Genomic DNA, 25,050 nt, shown 5'->3' with positions numbered 1-25,050 from the left:
CAAACCTGGTCCAATTCATGACACAAATAGTGACATACCCTTGTCCGTACCGCCTGCGAGGGTTGTGCCATGACACCGACCGCAAACAGCACGAACATTGTCCTTATCGCCGGGCACTGGCTTGGTGCATGGGCGTGGGATGAAGTCCTGAGTGAGCTCGAGGCTGACCAGTCCCGCGCGACGGCCGTGACGCTGCCTGGCCTTGACTGCAACGATCCTGAACGCAAAACGAAGACTCTCGAGGATCAGGCGACGGCGATCCTGCAAGCCATCACCAATCTCGGCGCCGCCGCGGCTCAACCGGTTACGCTCGTTGCGCACAGCGGAGCGAATGCCCCCGTCAGCATGGTCCTTGACCGGCGCCCGGAGGTAATCCACGCAGTGGTGTGGGTTGACTCCGGCCCCGTGGCGGCGGGAAGTGCCTTTGCCTCGGATTTCCCGGAGAGCGTGGAGGAGTTTCCGCTGCCGCCCTTCGATGTGCTCGCGCAGCAGGCGAGCCTCGAAGGTCTGAGCTCGGAAGTCCTGGCGCGATTCCGGTCACGGGCGGTCCCTGAACCCGGGCCAGTGCTCCGCCAGCCAGTCGAGCTCACGAACGAGGCCCGCCGCAAGGTCCGCACCACCCTGGTGTGCTGCTCGATTCCGGGTGCGAAGGTGCTCGATCTGGCACGGACCGGCCACCCCATGTTTGTAGAAGTCACGAACATCGAACACTTGGACGTCATCGACCTTCCAACGGGGCATTGGCCCATGTGGAGCCGCCCGAAAGAGCTTGCCCGCATTATCCGCTCAGCGGCTTCCCGAACCAGGGCGCCGGAATTCCCACCGGCGATTCCGCCACTCGGATCCCGGCAGGTGGATCCACCTGCTGATCAGGCAGCGCCTGCTGAATGACCCATTCTTTGCTTGGCTGTGTGCTTTCCCTTACCGATCGGGACCTGTGCGGTGGCTTTCGCCAGCCCGAAGAGCGGCATTCCGCTGTAGATCGTCTCAATCCCGCTCGCCGGGACCTGGTACGTTTCGTGCCAGATTCCGATGTCCCCGCTTCCGGACAGTTCCTTCATAAAGTGCCGCCAGGGCTCCAGGTGCGGGGCGTCCCGGTCTGCGGCGAACTTCCGCAGGTGGTCGGGGCTCCGCCAATAGGTGACCATCATCGTGGTCCGGCCAAACCATTGTTCAACCCCGAGCATGCCGGCGTCAGGATTCCGGGCAAGGTGGCGCAGCATGCGTGGCATTGCCGCGGCAACGTGGGCAACCTTGCCGATTTTCCACCAGCGGTTGGCGCGCATCCCAATCAGGAAAACCGTCACCGAGTCTTGCCCGGGGTCAGCCGTGTACCGGCCGGGATAGATGTGTTGCCCCATGATGCGCCTTCCAAAGTGACCACTTCTTGTTTTGTAACGACGTTACGAAACAAGGTTATGGCAGAGTGGTGGGCATGGCAAGACCTGTGGTGCATACCAGTTCCCTTCGTGATGAGCTGCTGCTGGCCACTGCCGAGTTGGTGGACCGGAGTGGCCCGGCAAAAGTCACGTTGCGGGATGTGGCAGCGGCGGCAGGAACGTCAACGACGGCCGTCTACTCGTTGTTTGGCGGGAAATCCGAGTTGCTCACCGCAGTTGTGGATGAGGCGTTCCGCTCGTTCGGCAGTTCCCAGGCGGCGGCGCTTGAGGGCGGGCTGCGTGGGCTGGGTACCGCATACAGGCACTGGGCACTGAGTCATCCGGCAATGTACCGGCTGATGTTCGGCGGCGCATTGGCCTCCTTCGCCGAGTGCCTGCCCAGCCCGGACACCACCACCGATGCCATGGGACCCCTCAAGGAAGCTGTGACTGCCGCGCAACAGGCTGGCGGATGGCGCCAGGAACCTGCCGACATCGTTGCCGCGGCAATATGGGGCCAGGTTCATGGCCTGGTCAGTCTGGAACTTGCCCAGGTTGGACCGCCCGGCATGGACTGGGCCGCAGCCTACAACGCTGCCCTCGAAGCGATTGCCCGCAGTTGGGCAGTGCCGGCGACGTCCGGACCGGCGTCAAGCTGACCGGAAATCCTGGTACAGGCGCGTGGACGCCATTCAGAACGTTCCCCACCGGCAAGCCCGCGTTCGGCAGTCGTCCGCCCTGTCAGCTGGCCAGACGCTACCAAAACGGCCTGAAACTATAAATCTCTCGCAAATGAGAAATAGTTCTTGACTCTGAATCAGCCCCGCCGTAGGCTCGATGGGTGCGCTGAAGCACCACAAGATCCGCAGTGAACGTCGAGAAGAGGCACTTCCATGGACCATCCGTCACCCTTTGACCTGACCGGGCGAACCGCCCTGATTACGGGATCAAGCCGGGGTATCGGGAGGGCCTTGGCGAACGGCCTGGCCCGGGCAGGAGCGGCCGTGGTGCTCCACGGCCTGGACCCGGCCCGGCTGGAAGCCACCAGGAAAGAGCTGGCTGGAAACTTCGGTGCGGACAGGGTGGGTGCGGTCTCCTTCGACATCACCGACGAGGCTGCCGTGGCCGCGGGAGTAGCCGATGCCGAAGCCACCTACGGTCCGTTGGACATCCTGGTGAACAACGCCGGTATCCAGCACCGCGTAGCCTTGCTGGAACTTGACGCCGCCGACTGGAACAGGGTGCTCGCCACCGACCTGACCAGCGCTTTCCTGGTGGGCCGCGAAGCCGCCCGCCGGATGCTGGAGCGCCGGAGCGGCAAGATCATCAACATCGGCTCCGTCCAGTCAGACCTCGCCCGGCCCACGATCGGCGCGTACACCGCGGCGAAGGGCGGACTGCGCAACCTCACCCGGGCCATGACCGCGGAGTGGGCGGGCCAGGGCCTGCAGATCAACGGCATCGCCCCCGGCTACATCCACACCGAAATGACCCAGCCACTCGTCGACGACCCCGCTTTCAACTCGTGGATCCTGGGCCGGACCCCGGCGGGCCGCTGGGGAACCGTGGATGACCTGTCCGGGCCGGTCACCTGGCTCGCCTCGGACGCATCCAACTACGTGAACGGGCAAACAATCTTCATCGACGGCGGAATGACAGTGGTGGTTTGACATGGCAACTACAACAACGAATCTGTTAACGGGCCCGGCCGTCGTCGTCCACGGCGTCGGGGACCTCCGGATCGAAGCCCTCGCGCATGCCGCACCCGAACCCCACGAGGCCGTAGTGGACATCGCCTATGGCGGCATCTGCGGCTCCGACCTGCACTACTGGCTCCACGGCGCGGCCGGCGAATCCATCCTGCGTGCTCCACTGGTGCTGGGCCACGAAGTGGTGGGCACTGTAGTCCAGGCGGCTGCCGGCGGCTCGGGCCCGGCAGCAGGCACCGACGTTGCCGTCCACCCCGCCACGCCGGGCGGAGCCGGCGTCCGCTATCCCGCCGACAGGCCCAACCTCTCCCCCGGCTGCACCTACCTGGGCAGCGCCGCCCGCGTCCCGCATACCCAGGGCGCCTTCAGCCGGTATGCCGTCCTGCCCGCCCGGATGCTCCGGCCGCTTCCTGCCGGGCTGCAGCTGCGCGCGGCCGCCCTCGCCGAACCCGCAAGCGTAGCCTGGCACGCTGTTTCCCAGGCAGGCGACCTCACCGGCAAGCGGGTCCTGGTCATCGGCAGCGGCCCGATCGGCAGCCTCATCGTGGCAGTGGCCAAGCGCGCCGGAGCAGCCGAAATCGTCGCCGTCGACGTGCACGAAGCTCCCCTCCAGATCGCCAAGGCGGTCGGCGCGACGGGAACCATTCTGGCCACTGATGCCGACGCGATCGAGGCGGTCCAGGCCGACGTCGTACTGGAATCCTCCGGCAACCACCGCGGCCTGGCCTCCGCCCTCCGCGGCGCCATGCGCGGCGGCAAAGTGGTCATGGTGGGGCTCCTGCCCAGCGGCGATCAGCCCGTCCCGATCTCGCTGGCCATCACCCGTGAACTGGAACTCCTCGGTTCGTTCCGCTTCAACAACGAGATCGACGACGTGCTTACTGCCCTCGCGGACGGCTCACTGTATGTGGACCCGGTGGTCACCCACGAATTCCCCTCTACGGAGGCGCTGGCGGCCTTCGACCTTGCCAAGGACCCCACCCGGTCCGGCAAGGTGCTCATCTCGTTCCGCGACCAATAACAACGCACCCCAGGCATCAGGAGCAAAGAAAATGATCCAGTCTGTCAAAGCACCCACCCTGCGCTGCCGGCCCCTCCGGGCTCTGACGGCGGTCACCGGCGCGCACTGCCCGGCCAGCGGCCGGTGGAGCCCCAACGGCGAAGCACAGAAAGGCCAGGTGTTCTTCGAGGGCAGCCTTATGCCTTCCTTTGGCGGCGCGCCGGTGGTGTGGGTGCTGGCCCCGGAAGCGGACACGCACTAGCGTGGCCGTCCAGCCGCTGCGGGCAGGCCGGCGCCGCCGGTTCGAACCCATCGACCAGGAGACGCTCCGCCAGGAACTGGCACTGAACCGCCAGCAGGTGGCGCAGGCGGACAGCAGCGTACGCGGCGCCCTTAGGCTGCGGAACGACACCGTCGCCCAGGCCCTGGCCGACGGCGTATCGGTGGCCAGGATCGCCGACGCAGCGGGCGTCGGCAAAGTGGACGTTCGACGGCGGATCGGCGCCGGCTACACGGAGCTGCAACCGGCGGGCTGGCCGGCCGGGACGCACCTCGAAGCGATCCGCGGCTGTACGAAGGCCCTGGCTGCCGCCGTCGAGCGTAAGAGCGCGCTGGAAGTACGACGCCGGTCCCTTACCGTGATGGCGCTGAAGACAGACCAGCTGGACCTCTTCGAAGTCGCATCCCTGGCCGCCGTTCCGCCCGAGAGGATCCGCCGCGAAATGCGCGGGATAACCCTCCGGAGCGTGCGGCTGGCGAACTAGGACCAGTGTTCAGTTCAGTCCGTGCCCGCGGACTTGTTCCCGTCCCAGCCAACCAGGGCGCCCCGAAGCGCGGCCACCAGCCGCTCAGTGGCCTGCTTCTTACTCAGGCCCACGGTGTTGATCAGGTCGAGGATTTCGCGGGGATCAAACAGGATGTTCCAGAGGAACATTGCCTCGTCCCCCAGCGGGCTCAGACCCAGCTCGGCGCAGGCTTCCTCCAGCGGGCGCTGCAGTGCCTCGGCCTGGACGGTGAGGTAGAAAGCCCCGGTCCGGAGCCGGGCGAGGTATCCCTCGCCCGAACGCGTGTAGAGCATGGCCCCGCCGTGTTTGACCACCAGGTCCACCCATTTGCGGCTGACCGCTTCGAGCAGCTCAAGGCCGCTGGTGGTCTGCTTCAAGCTGTAGTCCCGCAGCTTGTGGCCCACGTTGAAGCGGTACTCGGCCAGGACATCCTCAACGGACGCAAAATGCCGGTATGCCGTGGCCGTGGAGATCTCGGCGTGCTTGGCGATGTCCGTCATGTTGATGGTCCCCCGCCGGGCGGCAAACAGTGCACCGGCCGCGTTGACCAGTTCCCTGCGGTTACGTTGGGTATCGCTTCGCATTCCCGGGCCCCTTTCTGTTGCATACCAAGCCTATTGCCTCGGCCCGCCGATCGGGCCGCACCAGCCCTTCAAGGCCCCCACCAGCGTGGCTGCCAGCCGCCGGGCGGTCTCGTCGGGGCCCAATCCCAGCGTCTCGATCAGGTCGAAGATTTCGCGCGGATCGAACAGAACGTTCCACAGGAACATGGCCTCATCGCCGGGGTCATCCACGCCGAGTTCAAGGCAGGTGTCCCGAAGCGCCGCGCTCAGGGCGTCAGCCTGGACGGTCAGGTGCGTGGCACCTGTACGCAGCCGCGCCAGGTAGCCTTCGCCGGACCGGGTGTGGACCATCGCGCGGCCGTGGGTCACCACCAGGGTGACCCACTTGGTGCTGACAAGGCGCAGCAGCTCCAGCCCCGTGGCCTGCTGCTGCTGGCTGAACTCCAGGAGTTCGCTGCCCACCTCGAACCGGAAGCGGGCCAGGACCTCATCGACGGAGGCAAAATGCCGGTACGCGGTGGCGGTCGAGACCTCGGCGGCCCGGGCTATGTCCGCCATGGTGGCCTGGTGGCCTTCGGCGAACAGTTTTCCGGCGGAACGGATGATGAGCTTCCGGTTGCGGAGCGTGTCGCTGCGCAGTCCGGGAACTGCGGCAGTGGTGGCCAAGTGCGCTACTTCACGTCGGCGAGGCCGGCCGCAAGCCGTTCGACGCCGGCAGTGATGGCTTCGGCACTGGCGGCGTAGGAGAGCCGCAGGTGGAATTCGCCGTTGCGGCCGAACTCGCTGCCGGGACGGACTGCCACGCCGTGGTTGCGCAGGTGCGCCACCATTTCCGAGGCCGGCAGGTCGGCGTCGTACTTCGGGAAGAGGTAGAACGCGCCCTCCGGTGAGCTGACCGTGAGCCCCTGGATGTCTTTCAGGCCGTTGTACATCAGCTCGCGGCGGGCCGCGTAGGAGGCGTGCATCCGCTCGATGTCCGGCCCGCAGGTCTGCAGGGCGGTGAGCGCGGCCAGCTGGACCGCTGTGTTCATGGAGCCATTGAACGTGTTGTGGACCCTCGCTGCGGAGGCGATGACGTCCGCGGGACCCCACAGGTAGCCCACCCGCCAGCCGGTCATGGCGTAGCTCTTCGAGAAGGTCTGGCAGTAGATGATGCGGCCCGCGAGGCCCTCGATTTCCAGGGCGGACGTGAACGGCTCAGGCGTGTAGACCAGGTCGCTGTAGGCCTCATCGGAGAGGACCAGGATGTCGGTGCCGGCGACCATCAGGGCCAGTGCCTCGAGCTCCGCGCGGGAGTGGACAATTCCGGTGGGGTTGGACGGGTTGCAGAAGACAAACATCTTCGCCCCCTCGAGGGCGCCCGCCAGCGCTTCCAGGTCCCAGTGCAGGTTCGTGGCGAGGGGCACCGGAACGATCGTGCCGCCGGCCATGCTGACCAGGTCTGCGTAGAGGGAGTAGGTGGGATCCGGGATGACTACCTTGTCGCCCGGGTTGACGGTGCCAAGGATCGCGGCGGCCAGCCCAGCCGTGCCGCCCTGGGTGATCAGCACATCGTTGGTGCTGACGGCGGATCCCAGCAGGGCGCCGATCCGCACAGCCAGTTCGTCGCGGAGGACCGGTTCGCCGAGCAGCGGCGAGTAGTGGGTGTAGCCGTCCTGCAGGGCCTTCGCCGCGGCGTCGCGGACCTGCTGCGGGGTATCAAAGTCGGGTTCGCCCATGGCCAGGGACACCAGGTCTCCGCTGGACTGCGGCTGCTGGACGCGCAGCGACGTCCGGAGCACGCGCTGGACGGCGTCGGAAGGAGGGAAGCTGAGGATACTGGGTGCTGCTGGAGTGGTCACGACGGTGTCCTTTCAGACAGGGAGGCAGGAGGTAGTCAGGGGCGCAGGGAGAACGGTCCGTGCCGCTTTCTGCTGGGGGCGGCGCTATTTACTGCCCTGTGGGAGGTCGGTTGCGGGGGCGCCGGTCCAGCGGCTGATCTCGATGTCGCCAGAGGTGTCCCGCTGCACGGTGGGGGCGATGACCAGTTCCTGGACCACCGTCCGCTGCGGCAGTGTTGCCACCAGGTGGATGGCCCGGGCCACATCCTCCGGCTGGACCATGGCGTCCCGTTCCTCTTGGCGCGGCGGGCGGGCCCGGTTGTCCAGGATGGGCGTTGCGGTCTCACCCGGCAGGATGGTCACGGCACGCAGCCCCTCGTTGCGGAATGTGGTGTGCAGGTACGTCATGAAGTTCCGGACCGCCGCCTTGGCGGCGCCGTACGCTGCACCGCCCAACAGGTTCGGGGTCACAGCCGCCAGCGAGGAGACGGTGATGATGGAGCCGGTGTTGCGGCTGAGCATGTCCGGCAGCACCGCCTGGGTGAGCAGGAAGACGGCGTTCAGGTTCACGTCCAGGACCTGGTTCCATTCCTCTTCGGCGATCCACCGCACGTTCAGGACCTTGCTGGCGCTGCCGGCATTGTTGATAAGAATGTCCACCAGGCCCACGTTTTGGTGGATCCAGTCCACCAGGGCATCCACCTCGGCCTTGCTGCCGATGTCGGCGGTGCGGACGAAGGCCTTGCCGCCGCTTGCTGAAATCTCGACGGAGAGTTCGTCCAGCACGTCCTGCCGCCGCCCTACCAGCACCATGGTGGCACCTTCGGCGGCGAGCAGCTTGGCCGTTTCGCGGCCCATGCCGGTTCCGGCGCCGGTGATGATGGCAACCTTGCCATTCAGAAGCTCCATGATGCATCTCTTTCGTCCGGCACGCTGCGGGAGGCAGCGCGGCAGTGGCAACCGGGTAACCCGGCTAAAACAAGAACCAAATTAGATATGAGAATAGTTTCTCATTTGAAACTGGGGGCGTCAACCCTTTCAGGCGGCGCGGGTGCTGGGCGGCGTGCCGGGATCCGCGGACTCCGCGACGGGAAGCCCGACGGCGGCGAACAGGTTGTGCACCCGCTCCTCCAGCGCGCCGAGCAGCCGCTGCTGCTCCCGCCAGCGTTCGACGGCGGCCTCCTGGCTGACCCACCGGAAGGTCATCTTCCGGCCCGGGCTGGCTTGGCCCAGAAGCGGCAGCGAGGCCTTCGTCGCCACCGCCACAATGGGGTAGCCCGCGGTCAGCGTACGTGAGCGGCCCAGGATGATCAGTTCGTCGCCGTGCGGGATCTCGAAAGCGCCGATCGGGACGCCGTGCGACACGATCTCACCCAGCCCTTCGGGATGGATGACCGGGCCGTCCAGGCGGAGGCCCACATGGTCGGATTTGCCGCCCACGGTGTAAATGCTGCTGCTCAGGAGCTCCCGGATGCCCGGGGTCCTGTCCGTTTCCGGCCCTTCCACCACCTCAACCGTCCAGACGTCGGGGCTGAAGTCGGGCACCGGTACCGGCAGCCTGAACAGCGGCTGGCCAAGGTAGGGCTGGCTGAAGCCCCGGTACCGGCTGGTAAGTGCTATCTGCTGGCCCGCGACGATCCGCTGCGCGAACCCCATCCGGGATTCCGGCGCAGCGCTGCCCATAAACCGCGGGGTGTCCAGGTCGCCGCTGAAGGCCAGGTAGTTGCGCATGCCTCCAGTGGCCTTGGAGATGACCACCTTGGTCCGGGCCGGCACGCAGACCGGCTGCCACATGGGCACCGGAACCCCGCCGACGGTTACTTCTGCCGGCGTGCCGGTGATGGCGATGAAGATGTCGTGCGACGGGGTGAACGCGAAGCGTCCGCCCATGATTTCCAGCAGCGCGGCGCCGCGCCGGTTGCCCACAAGGATGTTGGCTGCAGCCGCGGAATGCTGGTCGGCGGCGCCCCCGCAGGGCACGCCCATGAACTCGGAGTCCACGCGTCCCAGGTCCTGGAACGTGGACAGCCAGCCGGCCTCGCTGATCGAAAGGATGACCGCCTGCTCAGGCTTCGCTGCCATGGCTGCTGCCTTCCTGCTGGTCTGCGGGCGCTACGGGCCGGAGGAACCGGCCTTCGAGCTCCGCCCAGCCACTTTCCGGTATGACCTTGAAGGTGACCCTGTCCCCCGGCCGGTAGGACGTTGCCGGATCCTCCCGGATATCGCAGACGGTCAGGGGCGTGCGGCCGATCACCTTCCAGCCCGTGGGTCCCGGGAACGGCTGGATGATGGCGCTGGTGCCGGCCACCATCACCGAACCCGGAGCAACGTCCGTCCGGGGTTCGGCGCAGCGGCTTACCTGGCCCGGGAACTGAACCCCGGCCATCATGGGGGCCATCGCGGCCGCCAACAGGTTAATCGTGAGCACCGACGTGGTGAGCGCTTCAAGTGTGGCTTCCTGGCTGAGTCCCAGCTCCTCGGCCACCCCGGGAAGGTCGGGCGCAAACTCGTCGCTGACCACAATGGGGACCACAAAGTCCCTCGCGCCCAGGGCCGGCCCGGCGTCCTGCAGCCCCAGCCCGGCCACTGCGAGCCTGACCGTCTGGGCGAGCTGTCCGTGGCGGACCGCCAGGCAATCGAACTCCACCAGCAGCGATTCCGCGCCCGCCACCAGGTTCAGCACCCCGTACGGCCGGACCTCGAGCAGGACGTCCCGCAACCGCCTGGCACCGGTCCGCCTGACCTCGGGGTCGTCGTCGGCGATGCCCAGCATCAGGGCTGAGTCTCCAAACGGGTGCGCCTCAAGGCCGGGCGACCGGCTGGGGTTCGCGGCTGGCGGTGGTTGCGGGGTCATATGTCCTGCTCGGTGGTGTGACGGCGGTCTGGGGCGGGGGCAATGGACGCCGCGGTCAGGCCGCGGCCGCCGCTTTGGCTTTCTCGGCAAGGACTTCCTGCAGCCCGGCCGCCTTGACCCCGGCCTTCTCCAGAGCCGCGCGGAGGGCGGTGCCGTTCTCAAGGACCTGCGGGTGGTCGCCGTGGAGGAGGACGACGTCGGCATCGTGGCCCAGGGGAACCACCTTGCCGGTGACGGCGCGGACCGTTCCCTCGGTCACCACCTGGACAACCCGGCGGCCGATCTCGTCGGGGTCGTGCAGCAGGGCGCCTTCGGTGTTGCGGGAGACGGGCATGCCGTCCTCGCCGTAGCCGCGGTCCGCCAGGAAAACGTAGCCCACTTCGAGGCCGCGCTTCCGGGATTCGTCGGCCAGCAGGCCGTTCTGGCAGATCACGATGTAAGACGGGTCGTAGGCCTTGATGGCGTCGGTGATGGCCCGGGCATGCTTGGCGTCGGTCTGGGCGATGCTGCCCATCCGGCCGTGCGGGGCCACGTGGCTGATCTTGCCGCCGTGGATCCGGGCGAACGCGTCCAGGGCACCGATCTGGTAGAGGACATCCGTGCGGATTTCCTCTTCGCTGGCCTCGATCAGGCGCCGGCCGAAGCCCACCAGGTCGGGGTAGCCGGGGTGGGCGCCGAGCTCGATGCCGCGCTCCACGCACGACTTCACCGTGGCGTCCATAACGCGCGGGTCCCCTGCGTGGAAGCCGCAGGCGATGTTCGACGCCGTGACCAGGCCCAGGAGGGCCTCATCGTCGCCGATGCTGTAATTTCCGTAGCTCTCGCCGAGGTCTGCAACGACGGCGACTGAATTGATGCCCAAGGTGACTCCCGATGGTTCTGGTTGAGGTGGTTCCGGTCCGGCCACGGCGGCCTGCCGGCAATGGCGGCAGGCCGCCGTCGTACGTGTTTTGCTAATGGGTGGCCAGCGGCTGGCCCTTCGTTTCCTTCAGGAAGTAGACCGACGTGAGCGTGATGACGGCGGTGCCCATCGCGGCGTAGGCCGGGACCATGCTGTTGCCGGTTGCCTTGATGATTTCGGTCATCACCAGCGGGGCGCTGCCGCCGAAGATGATGGTGCTGATGCTGAAGCCGATGCTGTAGGCGCTGTAGCGGACCGTGGTGGGGAACATTTCCGTCAGGACGGTGTGCACAACGGCGGCATGGCCGGAAAACGCGATCGCCATCACCACGGTGGCGATGCAGGCCAGGGCCATGTTGCCAGTGGTGATCATCGCGAACATCGGGTAGGACACCAGGGCCATCAGCACGGCGGAGGCGGCGAGGACGGGCTTGCGGCCGATCCGGTCGGAGAGCCGGGCCATCAGCGGGATGCTGATGATGATGGCCACGAGGCTGACGGCCGTCACCATCAGCGCCTGCACCATGGTGAAGTTGTTGCCGGTGCCCAGCTGGGTCTTCAGGTAGGTGGGCATATAGGCGAACAGGAGATAGTAGCCGGGGCCGTTCAGTGCTGGCAGGAAGATGGTCAGCACAATGGCCTTCAGGTGCCGCTTGGAGGTGAAGACAGCCTTCAGCGGGTTGCGCTCTACTTCGTTGCGTTCACGCAGGGCGGCGAAATGCGGGGTGTCCTCCATCTTGGAGCGGATGTAGTAGCCCACATAGCCGAGTGGAAGGGCGAAGAGGAACGGGATGCGCCAGGCCCAGGATTCCATGGTGGCGTCGCCCAGGGTGGTAATAAGGGTGGCGGAGAGTGCACTGCCGAACAGGAGGGCGCAGAAGGAACCCACGGCGATGAAACTCATGGAGAAGTTGCGGTGCTTGTTGTGCGCGTACTCGCCCACGAACGCCATGGCGCCCGCCACTTCGCCGCCGGCGGAGAAGCCCTGCAGGATGCGGAACAGGATCAGCAGCGCCGGGGCTGCCCAGCCGATCACGGAGGAAGAGGGGATCAGGCCGATACAAGCGGTGGCGCCGGAGATCAGGAGCAGCAGGACGGCCAGGAGGTTCTTGCGGCCCAGCTTGTCGCCCAGAAAGCCGCAGATCACGCTGCCGAAGGGCCGGGCCAGGAAGCTGACCAGGAAGCCGACGTTGGTCAGGAGCAGGGATCCGAGATCCTTGGACCCCATGATGTTGATGGCCAGGTACGTGGTCAGCAGGCCGTAAATGCCATAGTCGTACCATTCCACGAAGGAGCCCATGGTGCCGGCGAGGGTCGCCTTGCGCACCATCTTGCCGTCAGCGGTGACAACCTTGATTTGTGCGGTATTCAGGTCCACTGAGTCCGTCGATGCAGTAGTCATTAGGTCTCTCTTAGTTTAGGGCTGGTCCTTGGGCGGTGAAGCGCCGGGTCAGCTGTATTCGCGCGTGATTTCGGCCGTCATCTCGGCCTCGTGGGCGGCAACAGCGATAACGCGTTCCAGGATTTCGGCCGCACGGGCCGCAGGGATGATAACGACGCCGTCATCGTCTGCGGCGACGACGTCACCGGCGGCGCAAACGATCCCGCCGATCGCCACCGGTTCGCCGATGACGCCGGGGCCGTTCTTGAAGGGACCGGCGGGGGTGACGCCGCGGGCGAAGACGGGGAATTTGATCTCGCTGATGGTGTGGCGGTCGCGGATGTAGCCGTCGATCACGGCTCCGGTGGCGCCGGCAGCCTCGAAGCGCTGCGACAGCTGCTCACCAACCAGGGCACGGTGTTCGTGGCCGAACCCGTTGATGACCACCACGTCGCCGGGCTGTATGTAGCCGAGGGCCTCGATGACCGCCGCATTGTCGCCCGCCGCACCGAGCACCGGGAGGGCCGAGCCGACGCAGTGTGCGCCTTCCCAGACCGCGCTGATGCCGCCGTCGACTATTCCCAAACGCTCCATGGCGTCCCCGATGTTGGCCACGGGGAAGGCGGCGAAGGCTTCCACGAGTTCCTTGGGAAGCCGGGTCCAGGTGGCCTTGCGGACCGTGAGCTCGAGTGTTGTTGCCATTGTTGTCACCTTTGGTTGGTTCGGTGGGTTGCGCCCTCCCCGCCGGCAAGGGGCCAGTCAGATGAGGCGGCTGTCACATATGAGAAAAGTTTCGCGTTTCAAATCCGATTCGTCAAGAGGGTTCGATGGATTGGCCCAAATAAGTCGGGCGATTGTTGCCAGCAGGTAAATTGCGGCGGCGCCGGGTTACGGCCGTGTGTCAGCTCACAAAAAACCGTTGACTTGGCTGGGCGAATAAGAGAAACTCTTCTCATTCGCGAACTTTCTCGCAGATTCCCGTTGTATCGAGGAGACACACCATGCACGGAAGACTTACCACCCTGGCGGCAGCCGCGGCGGCAGCAGCGTTGCTCCTGACCGGCTGCACCACCGGCGGCGGCAGTACCGGCACAGGGACCGGCGGAAGCGCCGGTCCCGCCACGGACACCATCCGCACCGCCCTGAATTCGGATCCCACCACGTTCAACGCAGCCAAGGCCAACGCCAAGGACGACTACGAAGTAGCCCGTTTCCTCTTCGACACCGTGGTGCGCCGCGACGATGACGGCAAGTTCATCGGCGGCCTGGCCACCGAGTGGACCGCCACGGCCACGGACGCCGCACTGACCATCCGCAAAGACGCAACCTGCGCTGACGGCACGGTCATTACCCCCACCATCGTGGCCAAGTCCCTTACCTACTTCGCTGATCCCGCCACCAAAAACAACTTCGCCAGGCTGGTCTTCGGACCGGGCCAGCCCACCATCACGGCCGACGACGCTGCGGGCACCGTGGCGGTCAAGCTGGCCCAGCCCTGGTCCGAACTCATCGGCGGACTGACCCTGGCCCAGACCGGCATCATCTGCCCCGCCGGCCTCGCCGACCTTGAGGGCCTTGCCAAGGGATCCGTGCAGGCAGCCTTCTCCGGACCCTACACCCTGACGAAGGCGAGCCACGGCGTCAGCTACGACATGACTCTCCGCGAGGACTATGAGGCCTGGCCGAAGTGGTCCAAGCCGCTAGAGGGAACGCCGGCCAAGACCGTGCGCTTTTTCCCCGGCGTCAACAAGACCACCGTGGCCAACCAGCTCCTCACCGGTGAGATGGACGTCTCGGATATCGCTCCGGCGGACACTGCCCGCTTCGAAGGGAACAAGGACTACGCAGTCACCACGGTGCCCTTCGCCGGGATCTTCCTGCTCTTCAACCAGCGCGAAGGGAGCCCATTCACGGACCCCGCCCTGCGCAAGGCCGTGGCCCAGCTGATGAACCAGCAGGCGTTCAATGCCGCAGCCTACGCCAACAAGGGAATCCCCTACACCTCCATCGTCGCCCCCACCGTGGCCTGCGCCCTTGAGGACAACTCGCACTTCACGAAGGAAGACGCGGATGCTGCCAAGGCAGTGCTCGCCGGGAAGACCTTCAAGATGGTGGGCACCACCAGCATCGGCCCCAACGGTGCAGGCAGCACCTACGTCCAGGAAGCCCTCAGGGCAGCCGGCGCCACGGTCAACCTAAGCCTAGTGGACAACGGCACCTGGGCCACCATGACCCAGACCAAGCCGGAGACCTGGGACCTGACCATCCAGGGCGACGCGAACTTCGTAGGCACAGTGGCCGCGTCCCTGACCCGGATCGCCGGCGTCCCCACCGAGAAGGGCGGCCGCAACATCGGTGGCGGCGAGAACGCGGATATCCTGGCCGACATCGCCACCGCACAGTCCGCAACGGACCAGGACAAGCGGTGCGAAGCCTACGAGCGCGCGCAGATCAGCATTCTCGAGGACAACGACATTGTCCCCTTCGTGGGCGAACCCCAGATCGTTGCCCAGCGCGCAGGATTCTCCATCCAGGCGCCGTCCGGCATCGTCGACTACGCCACCATGCGCATCACTAAGTAAGGCCAGGGACCATGACTGAACCGACCATGCTGAACAGGGAAAGCGCCCTGTTCAGCAACCCCCCGGGGGCCACAAAGGGCCCCCGGGGCGGGCTCCGCAACCTCTCCCCCTGGGCTGGCTACGGCCTGCGCCGCACCGGCGGAGTGCTGCTGTCCGTAATCCTCCTCGTGGTGGTTACCTTCTTCATGGTCCCGCTCATCCCCGGCGACCCGGCGGTGGCAGTCGCCGGCGCCGACGCCACCACGGAACAGATCGAAGCCATCAGGGAAAGCCTGGGGCTGAACCAGCCCCTGCACCTGCAGTTCCTCCAGTACGTGGGGAACCTGTTCACGGGCAACCTCGGCGAATCATTCGCGTACAGCACATCTGTATCCTCGATCATCGCCACCAAGCTGCCCTTCACGGCAGAACTGGCCCTGCTGGGCATCATCGTGACCCTTTTGCTTTCGATCCCGGCCGGGATGGTGGTGGGCATCCTCACCCGCGGCGGGCGCCGCAAGTGGCTGGATGTCTCCTTCGGCATGCTCACCGGGTTCTTCCAGGCCGTGCCGCAGTATGTCATCGCCACGATGCTGGTCGTGGTTTTCGCCATCGTGCTCAAGGTCCTGCCGGCCGCCGGCGCGGCCACCCTCACGTCCCTGATCCTTCCCGTCGTTGGCCTCTCGATTGCGCCCATCTGCTCGATCGCCCGGGTGGTCCGCCGGGAAACCTCCACCGTCCTCGAGCAGGATTACCTGCGGACCGCCCGCGGCTGGCGCCTGCCGCCGCTGCGGCTCTACGCCCGCCATGCGTTGCCCAACCTGATGACCACCACCCTGACCCTCGCCGGGCTGATCCTCGCCGGCATGCTCGGCGGAGCGATCATCATCGAGAACGTCTTCAACTGGCCCGGACTCGGCAAGGAAATCGTCACGGCCATTGTCAACAAGGACTACCCGGTCATCCAGGGCATCATCCTGGTCCTCGGCTTCCTTGCCATCATCCTCAACCTGCTGGTCGACGTCATCCTCGGAATCATCGATCCGCGCACCCTCGGAGGAGGAAAGTCCCATGGCTGAAACGACCCGCACCAAGCGCCATTTCCGCTGGACTACCGGCCTGATAATTGGCATCGCCCTGATGAGCGTCATGATCCTGATCGGCCTCCTCGCACCCCTGTTCCTCAGCGAAGCGGCCGAAAAGCTCACCGCCAACGCCTCCCAGGGGCCCAGCTCCGCGCACTGGCTGGGAACTGACGACTTCGGCCGTGACGTGCTGGCCCGGTCGCTTGTGGCCACCAGGCTCACCCTGGTGATGACTGCAGCCACAACGGCAATCTCGGTGGTGGGCGGCGTTTTGATCGGCACTTTCATCTGGCTTGCCCCGCCGCAGATCCGCAACGCTGTCCTCCGCGTCATCGATGCCGCCGTCGCCTATCCCAGCCTGATTTTTGCGCTGCTCATCGCCGCAATCCTCGGCCAGGGAGCCTGGTCCGCCGTCCTCGCCATCGCCATCGCCAGCATTCCGGCGTTCGCCCGCCTTACCGCCAACATGGCTGCCTCGATCTCTCAGCGCAATTACGTGTCAACGGCACGCCTGCTCGGCGTTCCGGGCCCACGCATCATCACCCGGCACCTGCTGCCGAACATGGCAGAGCCGCTGCTGGTGCTGACCGCCACGGTGTTTGCAACCACCCTGATCGAGCTGTCCAGCCTGTCGTTCATCGGACTGGGCGTCCAGAACCCCGAGTACGACTTCGGGCGCCTGCTCAACGAGGCGCTCGTGAACATCTACTCCCAGCCGCTGCAGGCCGTGATGCCCTCGATCATGATCACCATCGCGGGGTTGAGCGCCATGCTCATTGGCGACGGCCTTGCTGCCGCCACGGACCCACGCGGCGGACGGAAGTTCGGCAGCGTCAAGGCCGCCTCTGAGCTGCCGGCCTCGATGCGGGCCGACCGGGAGGCGCTGGTGGAGGTGGACAACCTCACCGTCCTCACCCCCAACGGCGTGCCCCTGGTCAAGGGTGTGTCCCTGAGTATCCATGCCGGCGAAGTGGTGGGGCTCGTGGGGGAATCCGGATCAGGAAAGTCCCTGACGGCCATGTCCATCGCCGGACTGCTGCCGGAGGAACTCACGGTCAGGGCGCACTCCATGCGCCTCGGCGAACTGGACCTGCTCAAGAAGAACGATCCGCGCACGCTGGCCACGTCCATCGGGCTGGTCTACCAGGACCCGGGAACCAGCTTCAACCCGGCCCTGCGGATCGGGTCCCAGCTGACTGAGGTCAGCAGGATCCACCTGAAGCAGTCGGGGAAGACCTCGTTCACCAGGATGGTCAAAGCACTGGCGGACATCCGGATCACTCAGCCGGAACTGCGGATGAAGCAGCACCCGCACGAGCTCTCCGGCGGCATGCTCCAGCGCGCCATGATTGCCTCAACCCTGGTCACGGACCCGCGGCTGATCATCGCCGACGAGCCCACCACGGCGTTGGACGTCACCGTCCAGGCGGACGTCCTGCGCCAGTTCCGCACCATCAACCGGGAAATGGGGACCGCCATGCTGTTCATCTCCCATGACATCGGTGTGGTCCAGGCCCTGTGCGACAAGGTGATCGTGATGAACGGCGGGAAAATCCTCGAACGGCTTACCGGTGCCCAGCTTGCTGCCGGCGACGTCAAGCACCCTTACACCAAAGCGCTGCTGGCAGCGACGCCGAGCATCGCCGAACGCAAGACGGAACTCGTCGCCGTCCGGGCCGAGGACTTCACCTTCGACGAAATCACCGACGACGCCCCCGGCCCCGTTCAGGCCGGGACGGTTCAGCCGGAAACAGAGAGGCTCCAGCCATGACAAGCACCGCAATGTCCGCCGCCCCGGTCCTGGAAGTCCGCGACCTGGAAGTCACGTTCGGTTCCGGACAGGCAGCAGCCAAGGTCCTTAAGGGCGTATCGGCCACCATCGAACGCGGCAAGACCCTGGGGATCGTCGGGGAATCAGGCTCGGGCAAGTCAACCCTGGCCAAGGCCATCGTTGGTCTGAACCCTGTCAGTTCCGGCAGCATCTGGGTCAACGGGGCCGATGTGTCCCGCATGACGCCGGGTCAGCGCCGTGCCATGCGCCGGGAAGTCCAGATGATTCCGCAGGACCCGTACTCGTCGCTGAATCCCCGCCGCACCATCGGGCAGACCCTGGCCGAGGCGATCGATCCGGTGAAGTCGAATCCCCGCGCACACCGGGAGAAGATCTCGTACTGGCTCTCCACCATCCGCCTGGACGCCGACGTGGCCGAGCGGTACCCGCACGAATTCTCGGGCGGGCAGCGTCAGCGCATTGCCATCGCGCGCGCACTGGCAGTGGGGCCCAAACTGATCATCGCGGACGAGATCACCTCGGCGCTGGACCTGTCCGTCCAGGCGGAGATCCTGAACCTCATCAGCCGGCTGCGCACCGAACTGGACCTGACCATGGCATTCATCTCCCACGACCTGGACGTGGTGCACCACGTCAGCGACGGGATCATGGTGCTCTTCCACGGCGAGGTGGTGGAGCTCGGTGACGTGGACAGCGTCTACGGCAACCCGAAGCATCCTTACACGCGAAAACTGATCGACTCCGTCCCGGGTGGTCCCGGCTTCGACATCGGAGAGCGCCGGGCGGCCGTCGCCTAACTAAAAACCGAACCCAACTAGGTCGCAGTTGTTGTCGTTATGAGTCCTCATAACGACAACAACTGCGACCTAGTTGGGTCTAATGCGCGCGGGTGACAGGCCTCGACTAGTCTCCCGCCGCCGTCGTCCAATCCACCGCCAAACCATCCAGCGCCGCGGCGGCCTGGTCCGCCAGCTCGGATGGTGACTTGCGGACATCGAGCAGCACCTGTCGCTCATCCGTAGCCAGCGGTTCCAGGGCCTCCAGCTGGGAGGCCAGCAGCGTTGCAGGCATAAACTCATGGTTCCGGGCCGCCATCCGGGCGGCGAGGGTGTCCGATGAACCTTGGAGATGAAGGAACACAACCTCCGGGGCATGCTCCCTCAGGAGGTCGCGGTAGCGGCGCTTGAGGGCGGAGCAGGCGACGATGACGCCTTCTCCGGCCTGCTGGCGTAGCTGCAGCGTACGCCCGATCGCCGTCAGCCACGGGCGGCGGTCCAGGTCGTCCAGCGGAATCCCGGTTCGCATTTTCTCCTTGTTGGCCTCGGGATGCAGGTCATCGCCGTCAATGAACGGGACCCCCAGCCGGCGTCCCAGGAGCTCTCCTACTGTCGATTTTCCGGAACCTGACACACCCATGATGACCATGGGCGGAAACCTTGTGTTCTTCACTCGAATTGCCTCCGCGGAACTCTTGCCTGACGCTTTCTGAAGTGCGATGATTGTCACACATGAGAAAAGTTTCTCAGATTGGTGTTGGGGCGTCAACGGTTTTCCCGGAGAGGTCTGCACCGCTGGGAGCCACTCCTACCGAACAGGGCCAACGATGCAGACAGTCTGGACAGTCACCTTCCCCGACCGGGACCTCCTCGCCAGGGTGCAGCCCCTGCCCGCCGGAATTGAGGCCTCGGTCTGGGACCTCCGCTCCGGGCCGGAGGGCATCGCACTGGATGCCATCGACGCCGTCATCCTGCCCTACATTGATGCGTCCGCCGTCCTCGGCTCGCTGTCGAAGACCCCGAACCTGAAGTTTGTGCAGACGCAGTCCACGGGGTTTGACGGAGTTCCGGAGGCGGCGGGCCCCGAGGCCGCGGTGGCGAGCGCCTCGGGCGTCCACGCGGCAGCCACGGCCGAGCTGGCCATCGGCCTGATGATCGCTAAACTCCGCGGCATCGACCAGGCCGTCCGCGACCAGCAGACCGGCAACTGGCAGCCGCAGCGACGTTCCTCGCTGGCGGACCGGAAGGTTCTGCTGGTGGGCGTTGGCGGCATCGGAAACGAAATCGCGAAGCGCCTTGAGCCCTTCGAGGTGGCGATCACCCGCGTGGGCAGCAGCGCACGCGGGGACAGCACCGGACGGATCCACGCCTCCTCCGAGCTCGCCGCCCTGGCCCAGAGCCATGACATCCTGGTTGCGGTGACCCCGTTGAACGAACACACCCACCGGCTGGTGGATGCCTCCGTCCTTGCTGCACTGCCGGACGGTGCGCTGGTGGTCAACGTCGGCCGGGGGCCGGTGGTGGATACCGCAGCCCTGACCGCTGAGGTCCTGTCCGGCAGGCTCCACTGCGCGCTCGACGTCGTCGATCCCGAACCCTTCCCGGCCAACCACCCCCTTTGGTCATCCCCCAACGCACTGATTACCCCGCACATCGGCGGCAACGCCTCGGCCTTCGAGCCGCGGATCGTCAAGCTCCTCGCCAGCCAGCTCAAGGCGCTGGCCAGCGGCGACCGGCCGGCGAACCTGGTCCAGTCCGGACCTTTCTGATACGGCCTTAAACCCGCACGCACCGTCTCCTTTGCATCCACTCACCAGGAACCGCACAGTCATGAAAAGCAGGGCACTCGTCCACAGCAACTATGAATCCCGTCTCCTCGCCGCCCAGCCCCGGGGCGGTCAGCTGCCCTCGGCCGCAACGGCTGCACGGACACCCGGCCGGCTTGCAGCGGAACAGTCATCCATAAAGCCGGCACCGACGGCGTACCAACCTCAGCTGGCTCGCTCGCCCAGAACGTGAGGGTGCGTCGAGGCGGGAAGTGTGCGCACTGCCCGCACTTTCCGCCTCGCCACGCGTTTTCCCAACCGCTACCACATGCAGCACGGCAAATTGCCGGGCCGGGCAGACGTCACCTATGAACCGGGGTGATATGAAACGGCCGTAGCCACCTGCGGGAGACACTTCAGCCTTGAGTGCGGGGCTGGAGAAGTGCGTGGGTCTCGTGGGTCGTCAAGGCAGCAACGGGAAGCTTTGAGGGCGCTGATGCCGATGCCCGCAGTCCGTCCAGTACGATCCAGAGGTAGCGGCGGTACAGTCGGTCGGCATCATCGCGACCCTCGGGAGCTGACCCGCTCTGGACCGTGCCTGAGATGTCGGTTAGGGCGATCTGGAGGAAAATCAGGTCCGTGCCGGTGACGTCCTCGCGGAGCGCTCCGGCCCCGCGCGCGCGGTCGGCCACCTGGTCAACCAAGGGTGCGAGCCGGTCTCGTTGCTGGTCGTAGTGGTCGGGCCACGTTCGCCCTGCAAGCATCTGCGCCATGCCTCGGTCTTTGGCTTGCGCGGCAAGGGACTTTTCAAGGTATTGCACCAAGCCCTCCCAGGGATCCGGAGCGGCCACTGCCTCGCGCAGGATCGCCTCCAGCTCGTCGACCTGCTGCTGCCAGATCGCCTCGATTAGTTCCTCCTTGTTGGCGAAGCGACGGTAGGCAGTGCCCACGCCAACCCCGGCGTGGTGGGCCACGTCGTTGAGCGTGGCAGCCAGTCCACGCCGGGCAAACAGGTCCCGGCCAGCAGAGATAAGAAGATCGCGATTACGGGCGGCGTCCTTGCGCAATGCCTGAGTATCCATCATCCGAGTCTAGTACAAGTGGATGCACGGTATCCGAATAACTGCTAGCGTAGTTCAAGCGGATATAGATGATCCGCTTCCTCGGGTTCGATGTTCGCCAGCGTCGCCCACCCCTTTGGCTTTTACTTCCTGAAAGGACGCATCGTTATGTCCACCACGCATACCCTGTCCGAAACCGCCGCAGGAGCGGCCATCATCAGCCCGCCAGGCCGGCAGCGGCTTCCTCTGATCGTATGGATGCTCGGCGTCGTGACGTTCGTTATGGGCACCACAGAAATGATCGTCGCCGGTCTTCTGCCCCAGGTCGCCTCCTCGCTTGAGGTGACCATCGCCCAGGCGGGACTCCTCATCACCGTGTTCGCACTGGGAATGGTGATCGGAACGCCTGTCATGGCCATCGCCACACTGCGCCTTCCCCGGAGGGCAACGCTCATCATGGCGCTGGTTTTGTTCGCAGTGGCACATGTCGCCGCCGCCTCCACTGACGTATTCGCTGTCGTGCTCGTTGCCCGGTTCGCGGCGGCCGTGGCCACCGGTACATTTTGGGCCATCGGCGCTGTTGTCGCGGCAGCGGCCGCAGGTCCCGGGGCCGGAGCGAAGGCGATGGGCATCATGGTAGGCGGGGTCACCCTCGCAACAGTCCTCGGTGTGCCGATCGGTACCGCGGCCGGCCAGTTCCTGGGTTGGCAGGGACCCTTCTGGGGACTGGCCTTCCTCGCTACTGCCTGCGCAGCCCTCCTGTGGAAGGTGCTCCCTGGAAACAAAACCTCGGAGGGGGAAACAAACCTTCGCGCCGAATTCAGTCGGCTGCGCAACGCCCGCCTGTGGTCCGTTTACGTGGCAACGGCGCTCATCCAGGCTGCCTTCCTTGGCGTCTACAGCTACATCGCTCCGCAGCTGACCGAACGCGCCGAACTGGCAGAAGCAGTGGTACCCCTCATCATGATCGCCTACGGCGTCGGTGCCCTGACCGGCACCACGATTGGTGGCCGATTCGGTGACCGCCGCCCCTACACGGTCATCGGTGCAGCCGTGGCAGGTCTGCTGATCACTATGACCGTGCTCCTGCTCTGGGGCGGCAACGCCCCCGTTGCGATCGTGTTTTTCACCCTTATGGGCATGTTTGGATTCGCTGCGAACCCGACACTTGTCTCCGAGGCACTGCGTGCAGCAGGACCGGACGGCGTACTCCCGATCGCGTTGAGCAATTCGTTCTTCAACATCGGTGTTGCCGTTGGCTCCGGGCTTGGTGGCGTCGCGATCGCGTCTTCCCTGGCCGAACAGGGCGTACCGGCCGTCGGCCTGGCCCTGACAATTGCCGCCGCCGTGCCATGCATCGGCCTCGGCCTCACCGCAAAAAAGACCCAGCGCCCGCGGCGCCACACCATGACGTAGACCACGCACCGACGATCGCGGGGACCTGAACAGACCAACACCCTTAACAACGGTGTGACCATGCCAGCCCTCACCCCAGGCGAACTTCAAAGCTCCCCCAAGGAGAACACAGGCGCCGTACCGGCAGCCACGCAGCCGGCTACCGCGTTATCGACACCGGGTCCGGCTATTTTGTTGCACCTGCCGCAGCGTCATGTGGTCTGCTGGAAGCACGTCCCGTCCCACTCCGAGAGGTCCGCCATGCAACCGTTCCCGACCCCTCCGCGAGAGGTCCTCATCGGCGACGCCGCGGCATTCGTCGGCGTCACTCCCCGGACGATCCGCCACTACCACCAGGTTGACCTGTTGCCCGAGCGGGAGCGGGGCGGCGACGGCCGCCGGCGGTATGGCTACCCGGAAATCATCCGGCTGCTCTGGATCCGTCGAATGGCCGACGCCGGGATCGCCCTCGATGACATCCGCGACGCCTTCGACGGCGGCAAACCGAGCGGCGCCGACGACGAGGACGGGATCGCAGGCGTCCTCGCGCGGCTGGAGGACACCCTCGCCGCGCAGGAAGCCGAGCTCCAGCGGAAGCGCGCCTCGGTGCAGCGCATGCGGACCCTTGGCAGCAGGCTGGGACTGCTCGATGATCTCGTCTCCGACCGCCTTGAGGGCGCACCCGAGGGCTCGCTGCGCCAGGATGACCTGGACGTCCTGCTGGTCACTGAGCGGATCTTCGGTCCGCTCGGCGCGGCCGTCCAGGCCGGCCGCTTCCTCGCCCTGGCTGCCGATCCGTCGCTGCGTGCGGAGTCCGACCGCGTCGAGGCCGCCGAGGAGGCCCTGGACGATACGGTCGCCGTCGACGACCCCCGCGTTTCGGAGGTGGCGGCCGAGCGGCACGCCTTCGAGACCGCGCTGATGCGCGTTATCGAGGAGTCCGGTCAGCCGGCGGAGGATGACGCTCTCTTCGACGCTTGGGACGAGCTGCACCCGCTCGATGACGCTGATCCGGCGCCTGACCCCGACCCGGCAGAGGGCTCCCGCGTCAAGAGCGCGGCGGAGACTATCTGGAACATGCCCTACGACTTCTCCCCGGCCCGTCTGCGCTGTATGGAGCTGGCGGTGCAACTCGGCGCTTCGGCGACGCCTGCGCCCTAAGCGGGGCCTGCAGCATCGGCATGATCCGCGCAAGACGCATCGTTCTGCTGCATCGTGCACTTCACGCGCGCCTCCCCCACCAACTTGAGGTGTCCGCGGTTCAGTCGCGACGCTGTCCGGCTCCGGCCGTCGCATCGCGTGGTGTGCCGCATGGGAGGAGCAGGGCGGCTGTGTTCGCAGCGACAATGAGGGCTATTCCAACCCATTCGATAGTGCCGAGTTCTTCGTGGAGGAGTATCGCTCCGATGAAAGCGGCCAGGACAGGGTTGATGCTCATGAGGATCCCGAACAGGTGTGCGGGGATCTTCCGGAGCGCAATCAGGTCAGCGACGAATGGGACCGTCGAGGCCAGGACGCCGGCACCGACAGCACAGACCAAAGCGAACATGTCCGGGCGGGTGGTGATGAGTATCCAGACGCCGATGGGTAGGAACAGGACGGCGGAGATTCCGGTTGCCGTGGCTGTGCCCTCCACTCCGGGGATGCGGGAGCCGATGGTCCTGTTGAGCAGAATGTAGGCAGCCCAACTGCAGGCGGCGATCAGGCCGAGCCCGACACCCAGGTAATCAGTAGTTGGTTGGGGCCGGGTGATCGCCATGACGCCGGCTGCTGCGATGGCCGCGCAGATCGCACTGTTCCTGGTCCGGGTACTTAGGAGAGCGACCGCCAGAGGCCCGCAAAACTCCAGTGTCACCGCCAAACCGAGACCGATGCGTTCGACGGCCAGGTACAGGGTCAGGTTCATGATCCCGAACACCAACGCCAGGAGCAGGACCGGCCACCATTGAGCCCTGGTCAGATCCCTGATCCGTGGCCTCACGACCGGTAGCAGGATCATGGCTGCGACGAGCTGGCGGACGGCGACGACACCGAGCGGACCCATGCCAGGAAAAGCCAAGGACCCACTGGCCGCCCCGAGCTGGTTCGAGAGCGCACCACCCAAAGCGGTCGCGATACCAGCGATCCGGCCACTTCCTGCCCGCTGCGTGTTGATCATGCTGCAACTTTGCAAGCCGGTCACCTGCTGCTCATAATGCATGAATCTACACATTGATGCGTTA

26 protein-coding genes are annotated in these 25,050 nt (G+C 65.8%); 13 read left to right on the top strand and 13 right to left on the bottom strand.

Annotation, left to right across the window (positions count from 1 at the left end):
* Positions 1–69 precede the first annotated feature (69 nt).
* Positions 70–891 (top strand): alpha/beta fold hydrolase, encoded by an 822-nt coding sequence (locus QRN07_RS16455; protein WP_285241630.1) that lies wholly within the window; start codon positions 70–72, stop codon positions 889–891.
* On the opposite strand, the gene QRN07_RS16450 is transcribed toward QRN07_RS16455, so the two are convergent.
* Positions 870–1,361 carry a DUF4188 domain-containing protein gene (locus QRN07_RS16450; protein WP_285241629.1) on the bottom strand — a complete coding sequence of 164 codons (492 nt, stop codon included), beginning with the start codon at positions 1,359–1,361 and terminating at the stop codon, positions 870–872. The two genes, QRN07_RS16455 and QRN07_RS16450, sit on opposite strands and share 22 nt — an antisense overlap.
* A 74-nt stretch (positions 1,362–1,435) precedes the next feature.
* Here QRN07_RS16450 and QRN07_RS16445 point away from each other — a divergent pair, with 74 nt between their 5' ends.
* From QRN07_RS16445 to QRN07_RS16425, 5 genes are all read left to right on the top strand, one after another.
* The gene (locus QRN07_RS16445) at positions 1,436–2,038 is read left to right on the top strand and encodes a TetR-like C-terminal domain-containing protein (protein WP_285241628.1); all 603 of its coding nucleotides are present in this window, start codon (positions 1,436–1,438) and stop codon (positions 2,036–2,038) included.
* Between the two features lie 234 nt (positions 2,039–2,272).
* Complete coding sequence (locus tag QRN07_RS16440; RefSeq protein ID WP_285241627.1) at positions 2,273–3,049, top strand: SDR family oxidoreductase; 777 nt, start codon at positions 2,273–2,275, stop codon at positions 3,047–3,049.
* 1 nt (position 3,050) lies between these two features.
* Positions 3,051–4,109, top strand: coding sequence for an L-idonate 5-dehydrogenase (locus QRN07_RS16435; RefSeq protein WP_056601135.1), 1,059 nt, complete (start codon positions 3,051–3,053; stop codon positions 4,107–4,109).
* A 31-nt stretch (positions 4,110–4,140) separates the two neighbouring features.
* Entirely contained in the window at positions 4,141–4,350 is a 210-nt protein-coding gene (locus QRN07_RS16430; protein ID WP_285241626.1) for a hypothetical protein, read from the top strand.
* A gap of 1 nt (position 4,351) precedes the next feature.
* On the top strand, positions 4,352–4,852 hold the full coding sequence (locus tag QRN07_RS16425; protein WP_285241625.1) for a hypothetical protein: 501 nt from the start codon (positions 4,352–4,354) through the stop codon (positions 4,850–4,852).
* A 14-nt stretch (positions 4,853–4,866) separates the two neighbouring features.
* Here QRN07_RS16425 and QRN07_RS16420 read toward each other — a convergent pair whose 3' ends face one another.
* From QRN07_RS16420 to QRN07_RS16380, 9 genes are all read right to left on the bottom strand, one after another.
* Positions 4,867–5,457, bottom strand: coding sequence for a TetR/AcrR family transcriptional regulator (locus QRN07_RS16420; RefSeq protein ID WP_285241624.1), 591 nt, complete (start codon positions 5,455–5,457; stop codon positions 4,867–4,869).
* Positions 5,458–5,487: 30 nt separating this feature from the next.
* Positions 5,488–6,102 (bottom strand): TetR/AcrR family transcriptional regulator, encoded by a 615-nt coding sequence (locus QRN07_RS16415; RefSeq protein WP_285241623.1) that lies wholly within the window; start codon positions 6,100–6,102, stop codon positions 5,488–5,490.
* Positions 6,103–6,107: 5 nt separating this feature from the next.
* Complete coding sequence (locus tag QRN07_RS16410) at positions 6,108–7,277, bottom strand: pyridoxal phosphate-dependent aminotransferase (protein WP_285241622.1); 1,170 nt, start codon at positions 7,275–7,277, stop codon at positions 6,108–6,110.
* Positions 7,278–7,361: 84 nt separating this feature from the next.
* On the bottom strand, positions 7,362–8,165 hold the full coding sequence (locus QRN07_RS16405) for an SDR family oxidoreductase (protein WP_285241621.1): 804 nt from the start codon (positions 8,163–8,165) through the stop codon (positions 7,362–7,364).
* Positions 8,166–8,294: 129 nt separating this feature from the next.
* A complete protein-coding gene (locus QRN07_RS16400) occupies positions 8,295–9,338 on the bottom strand; it encodes a 5-oxoprolinase subunit C family protein (protein WP_285241620.1) in 1,044 nt (347 codons plus the stop codon).
* Positions 9,322–10,110: a carboxyltransferase domain-containing protein gene (locus QRN07_RS16395; RefSeq protein WP_285241619.1), complete on the bottom strand. Its 789-nt coding sequence runs from the start codon at positions 10,108–10,110 to the stop codon at positions 9,322–9,324. Before QRN07_RS16395 ends, QRN07_RS16400 begins: the two co-directional genes overlap by 17 nt.
* A 55-nt stretch (positions 10,111–10,165) precedes the next feature.
* Positions 10,166–10,972 carry a LamB/YcsF family protein gene (locus tag QRN07_RS16390; RefSeq protein ID WP_285241618.1) on the bottom strand — a complete coding sequence of 269 codons (807 nt, stop codon included), beginning with the start codon at positions 10,970–10,972 and terminating at the stop codon, positions 10,166–10,168.
* A gap of 91 nt (positions 10,973–11,063) precedes the next feature.
* Positions 11,064–12,413 carry an MFS transporter gene (locus QRN07_RS16385; RefSeq protein ID WP_285241617.1) on the bottom strand — a complete coding sequence of 450 codons (1,350 nt, stop codon included), beginning with the start codon at positions 12,411–12,413 and terminating at the stop codon, positions 11,064–11,066.
* A gap of 48 nt (positions 12,414–12,461) precedes the next feature.
* The gene (locus QRN07_RS16380) at positions 12,462–13,094 is read right to left on the bottom strand and encodes an RraA family protein (protein WP_285241616.1); all 633 of its coding nucleotides are present in this window, start codon (positions 13,092–13,094) and stop codon (positions 12,462–12,464) included.
* A 299-nt stretch (positions 13,095–13,393) separates the two neighbouring features.
* On the opposite strand from QRN07_RS16380, the gene QRN07_RS16375 reads away from it, so the two are divergent.
* Genes QRN07_RS16375 through QRN07_RS16360 form a run of 4 tightly spaced genes read left to right on the top strand, consistent with a single transcriptional unit; the run spans position 13,394 to position 18,627 of the window.
* Positions 13,394–14,974 (top strand): ABC transporter substrate-binding protein, encoded by a 1,581-nt coding sequence (locus QRN07_RS16375; RefSeq protein WP_285241615.1) that lies wholly within the window; start codon positions 13,394–13,396, stop codon positions 14,972–14,974.
* 11 nt (positions 14,975–14,985) lie between these two features.
* Positions 14,986–16,032, top strand: a complete 1,047-nt coding sequence (locus QRN07_RS16370) for an ABC transporter permease (RefSeq protein ID WP_235504784.1) — start codon at positions 14,986–14,988, stop codon at positions 16,030–16,032.
* Positions 16,025–17,809 carry a dipeptide/oligopeptide/nickel ABC transporter permease/ATP-binding protein gene (locus tag QRN07_RS16365; protein ID WP_285241614.1) on the top strand — a complete coding sequence of 595 codons (1,785 nt, stop codon included), beginning with the start codon at positions 16,025–16,027 and terminating at the stop codon, positions 17,807–17,809. Before QRN07_RS16370 ends, QRN07_RS16365 begins: the two co-directional genes overlap by 8 nt.
* Positions 17,806–18,627 (top strand): ATP-binding cassette domain-containing protein, encoded by an 822-nt coding sequence (locus QRN07_RS16360; RefSeq protein WP_285241613.1) that lies wholly within the window; start codon positions 17,806–17,808, stop codon positions 18,625–18,627. The genes QRN07_RS16365 and QRN07_RS16360 overlap by 4 nt, the downstream gene beginning before the upstream one ends.
* Before the next feature lie 106 nt (positions 18,628–18,733).
* Here QRN07_RS16360 and QRN07_RS16355 read toward each other — a convergent pair whose 3' ends face one another.
* Positions 18,734–19,255 (bottom strand): gluconokinase, encoded by a 522-nt coding sequence (locus QRN07_RS16355; RefSeq protein WP_285241612.1) that lies wholly within the window; start codon positions 19,253–19,255, stop codon positions 18,734–18,736.
* A 178-nt stretch (positions 19,256–19,433) separates the two neighbouring features.
* On the opposite strand from QRN07_RS16355, the gene QRN07_RS16350 reads away from it, so the two are divergent.
* Positions 19,434–20,375: a 2-hydroxyacid dehydrogenase gene (locus QRN07_RS16350; protein WP_285241611.1), complete on the top strand. Its 942-nt coding sequence runs from the start codon at positions 19,434–19,436 to the stop codon at positions 20,373–20,375.
* Positions 20,376–20,788: 413 nt separating this feature from the next.
* Here QRN07_RS16350 and QRN07_RS16345 read toward each other — a convergent pair whose 3' ends face one another.
* Entirely contained in the window at positions 20,789–21,454 is a 666-nt protein-coding gene (locus QRN07_RS16345; RefSeq protein WP_285241610.1) for a TetR/AcrR family transcriptional regulator, read from the bottom strand.
* Between the two features lie 147 nt (positions 21,455–21,601).
* Between QRN07_RS16345 and QRN07_RS16340 the strand changes: the two genes are divergently transcribed.
* Entirely contained in the window at positions 21,602–22,849 is a 1,248-nt protein-coding gene (locus QRN07_RS16340) for an MFS transporter (RefSeq protein ID WP_285241609.1), read from the top strand.
* Between the two features lie 240 nt (positions 22,850–23,089).
* Complete coding sequence (locus tag QRN07_RS16335; protein ID WP_285241608.1) at positions 23,090–23,989, top strand: MerR family transcriptional regulator; 900 nt, start codon at positions 23,090–23,092, stop codon at positions 23,987–23,989.
* 100 nt (positions 23,990–24,089) lie between these two features.
* Here QRN07_RS16335 and QRN07_RS16330 read toward each other — a convergent pair whose 3' ends face one another.
* The gene (locus tag QRN07_RS16330) at positions 24,090–24,986 is read right to left on the bottom strand and encodes an EamA family transporter (protein WP_285241607.1); all 897 of its coding nucleotides are present in this window, start codon (positions 24,984–24,986) and stop codon (positions 24,090–24,092) included.
* Positions 24,987–25,050 lie beyond the last annotated feature (64 nt).

The organism is Pseudarthrobacter sp. MEB009 (assembly GCF_030208875.1).
In the GTDB taxonomy this organism is placed as follows: Bacteria; Actinomycetota; Actinomycetes; order Actinomycetales; family Micrococcaceae; genus Arthrobacter.
The sequence above is the reverse complement of the archived record's forward strand: the minus strand, read 5'-3'. Positions and strand labels throughout refer to the sequence as shown.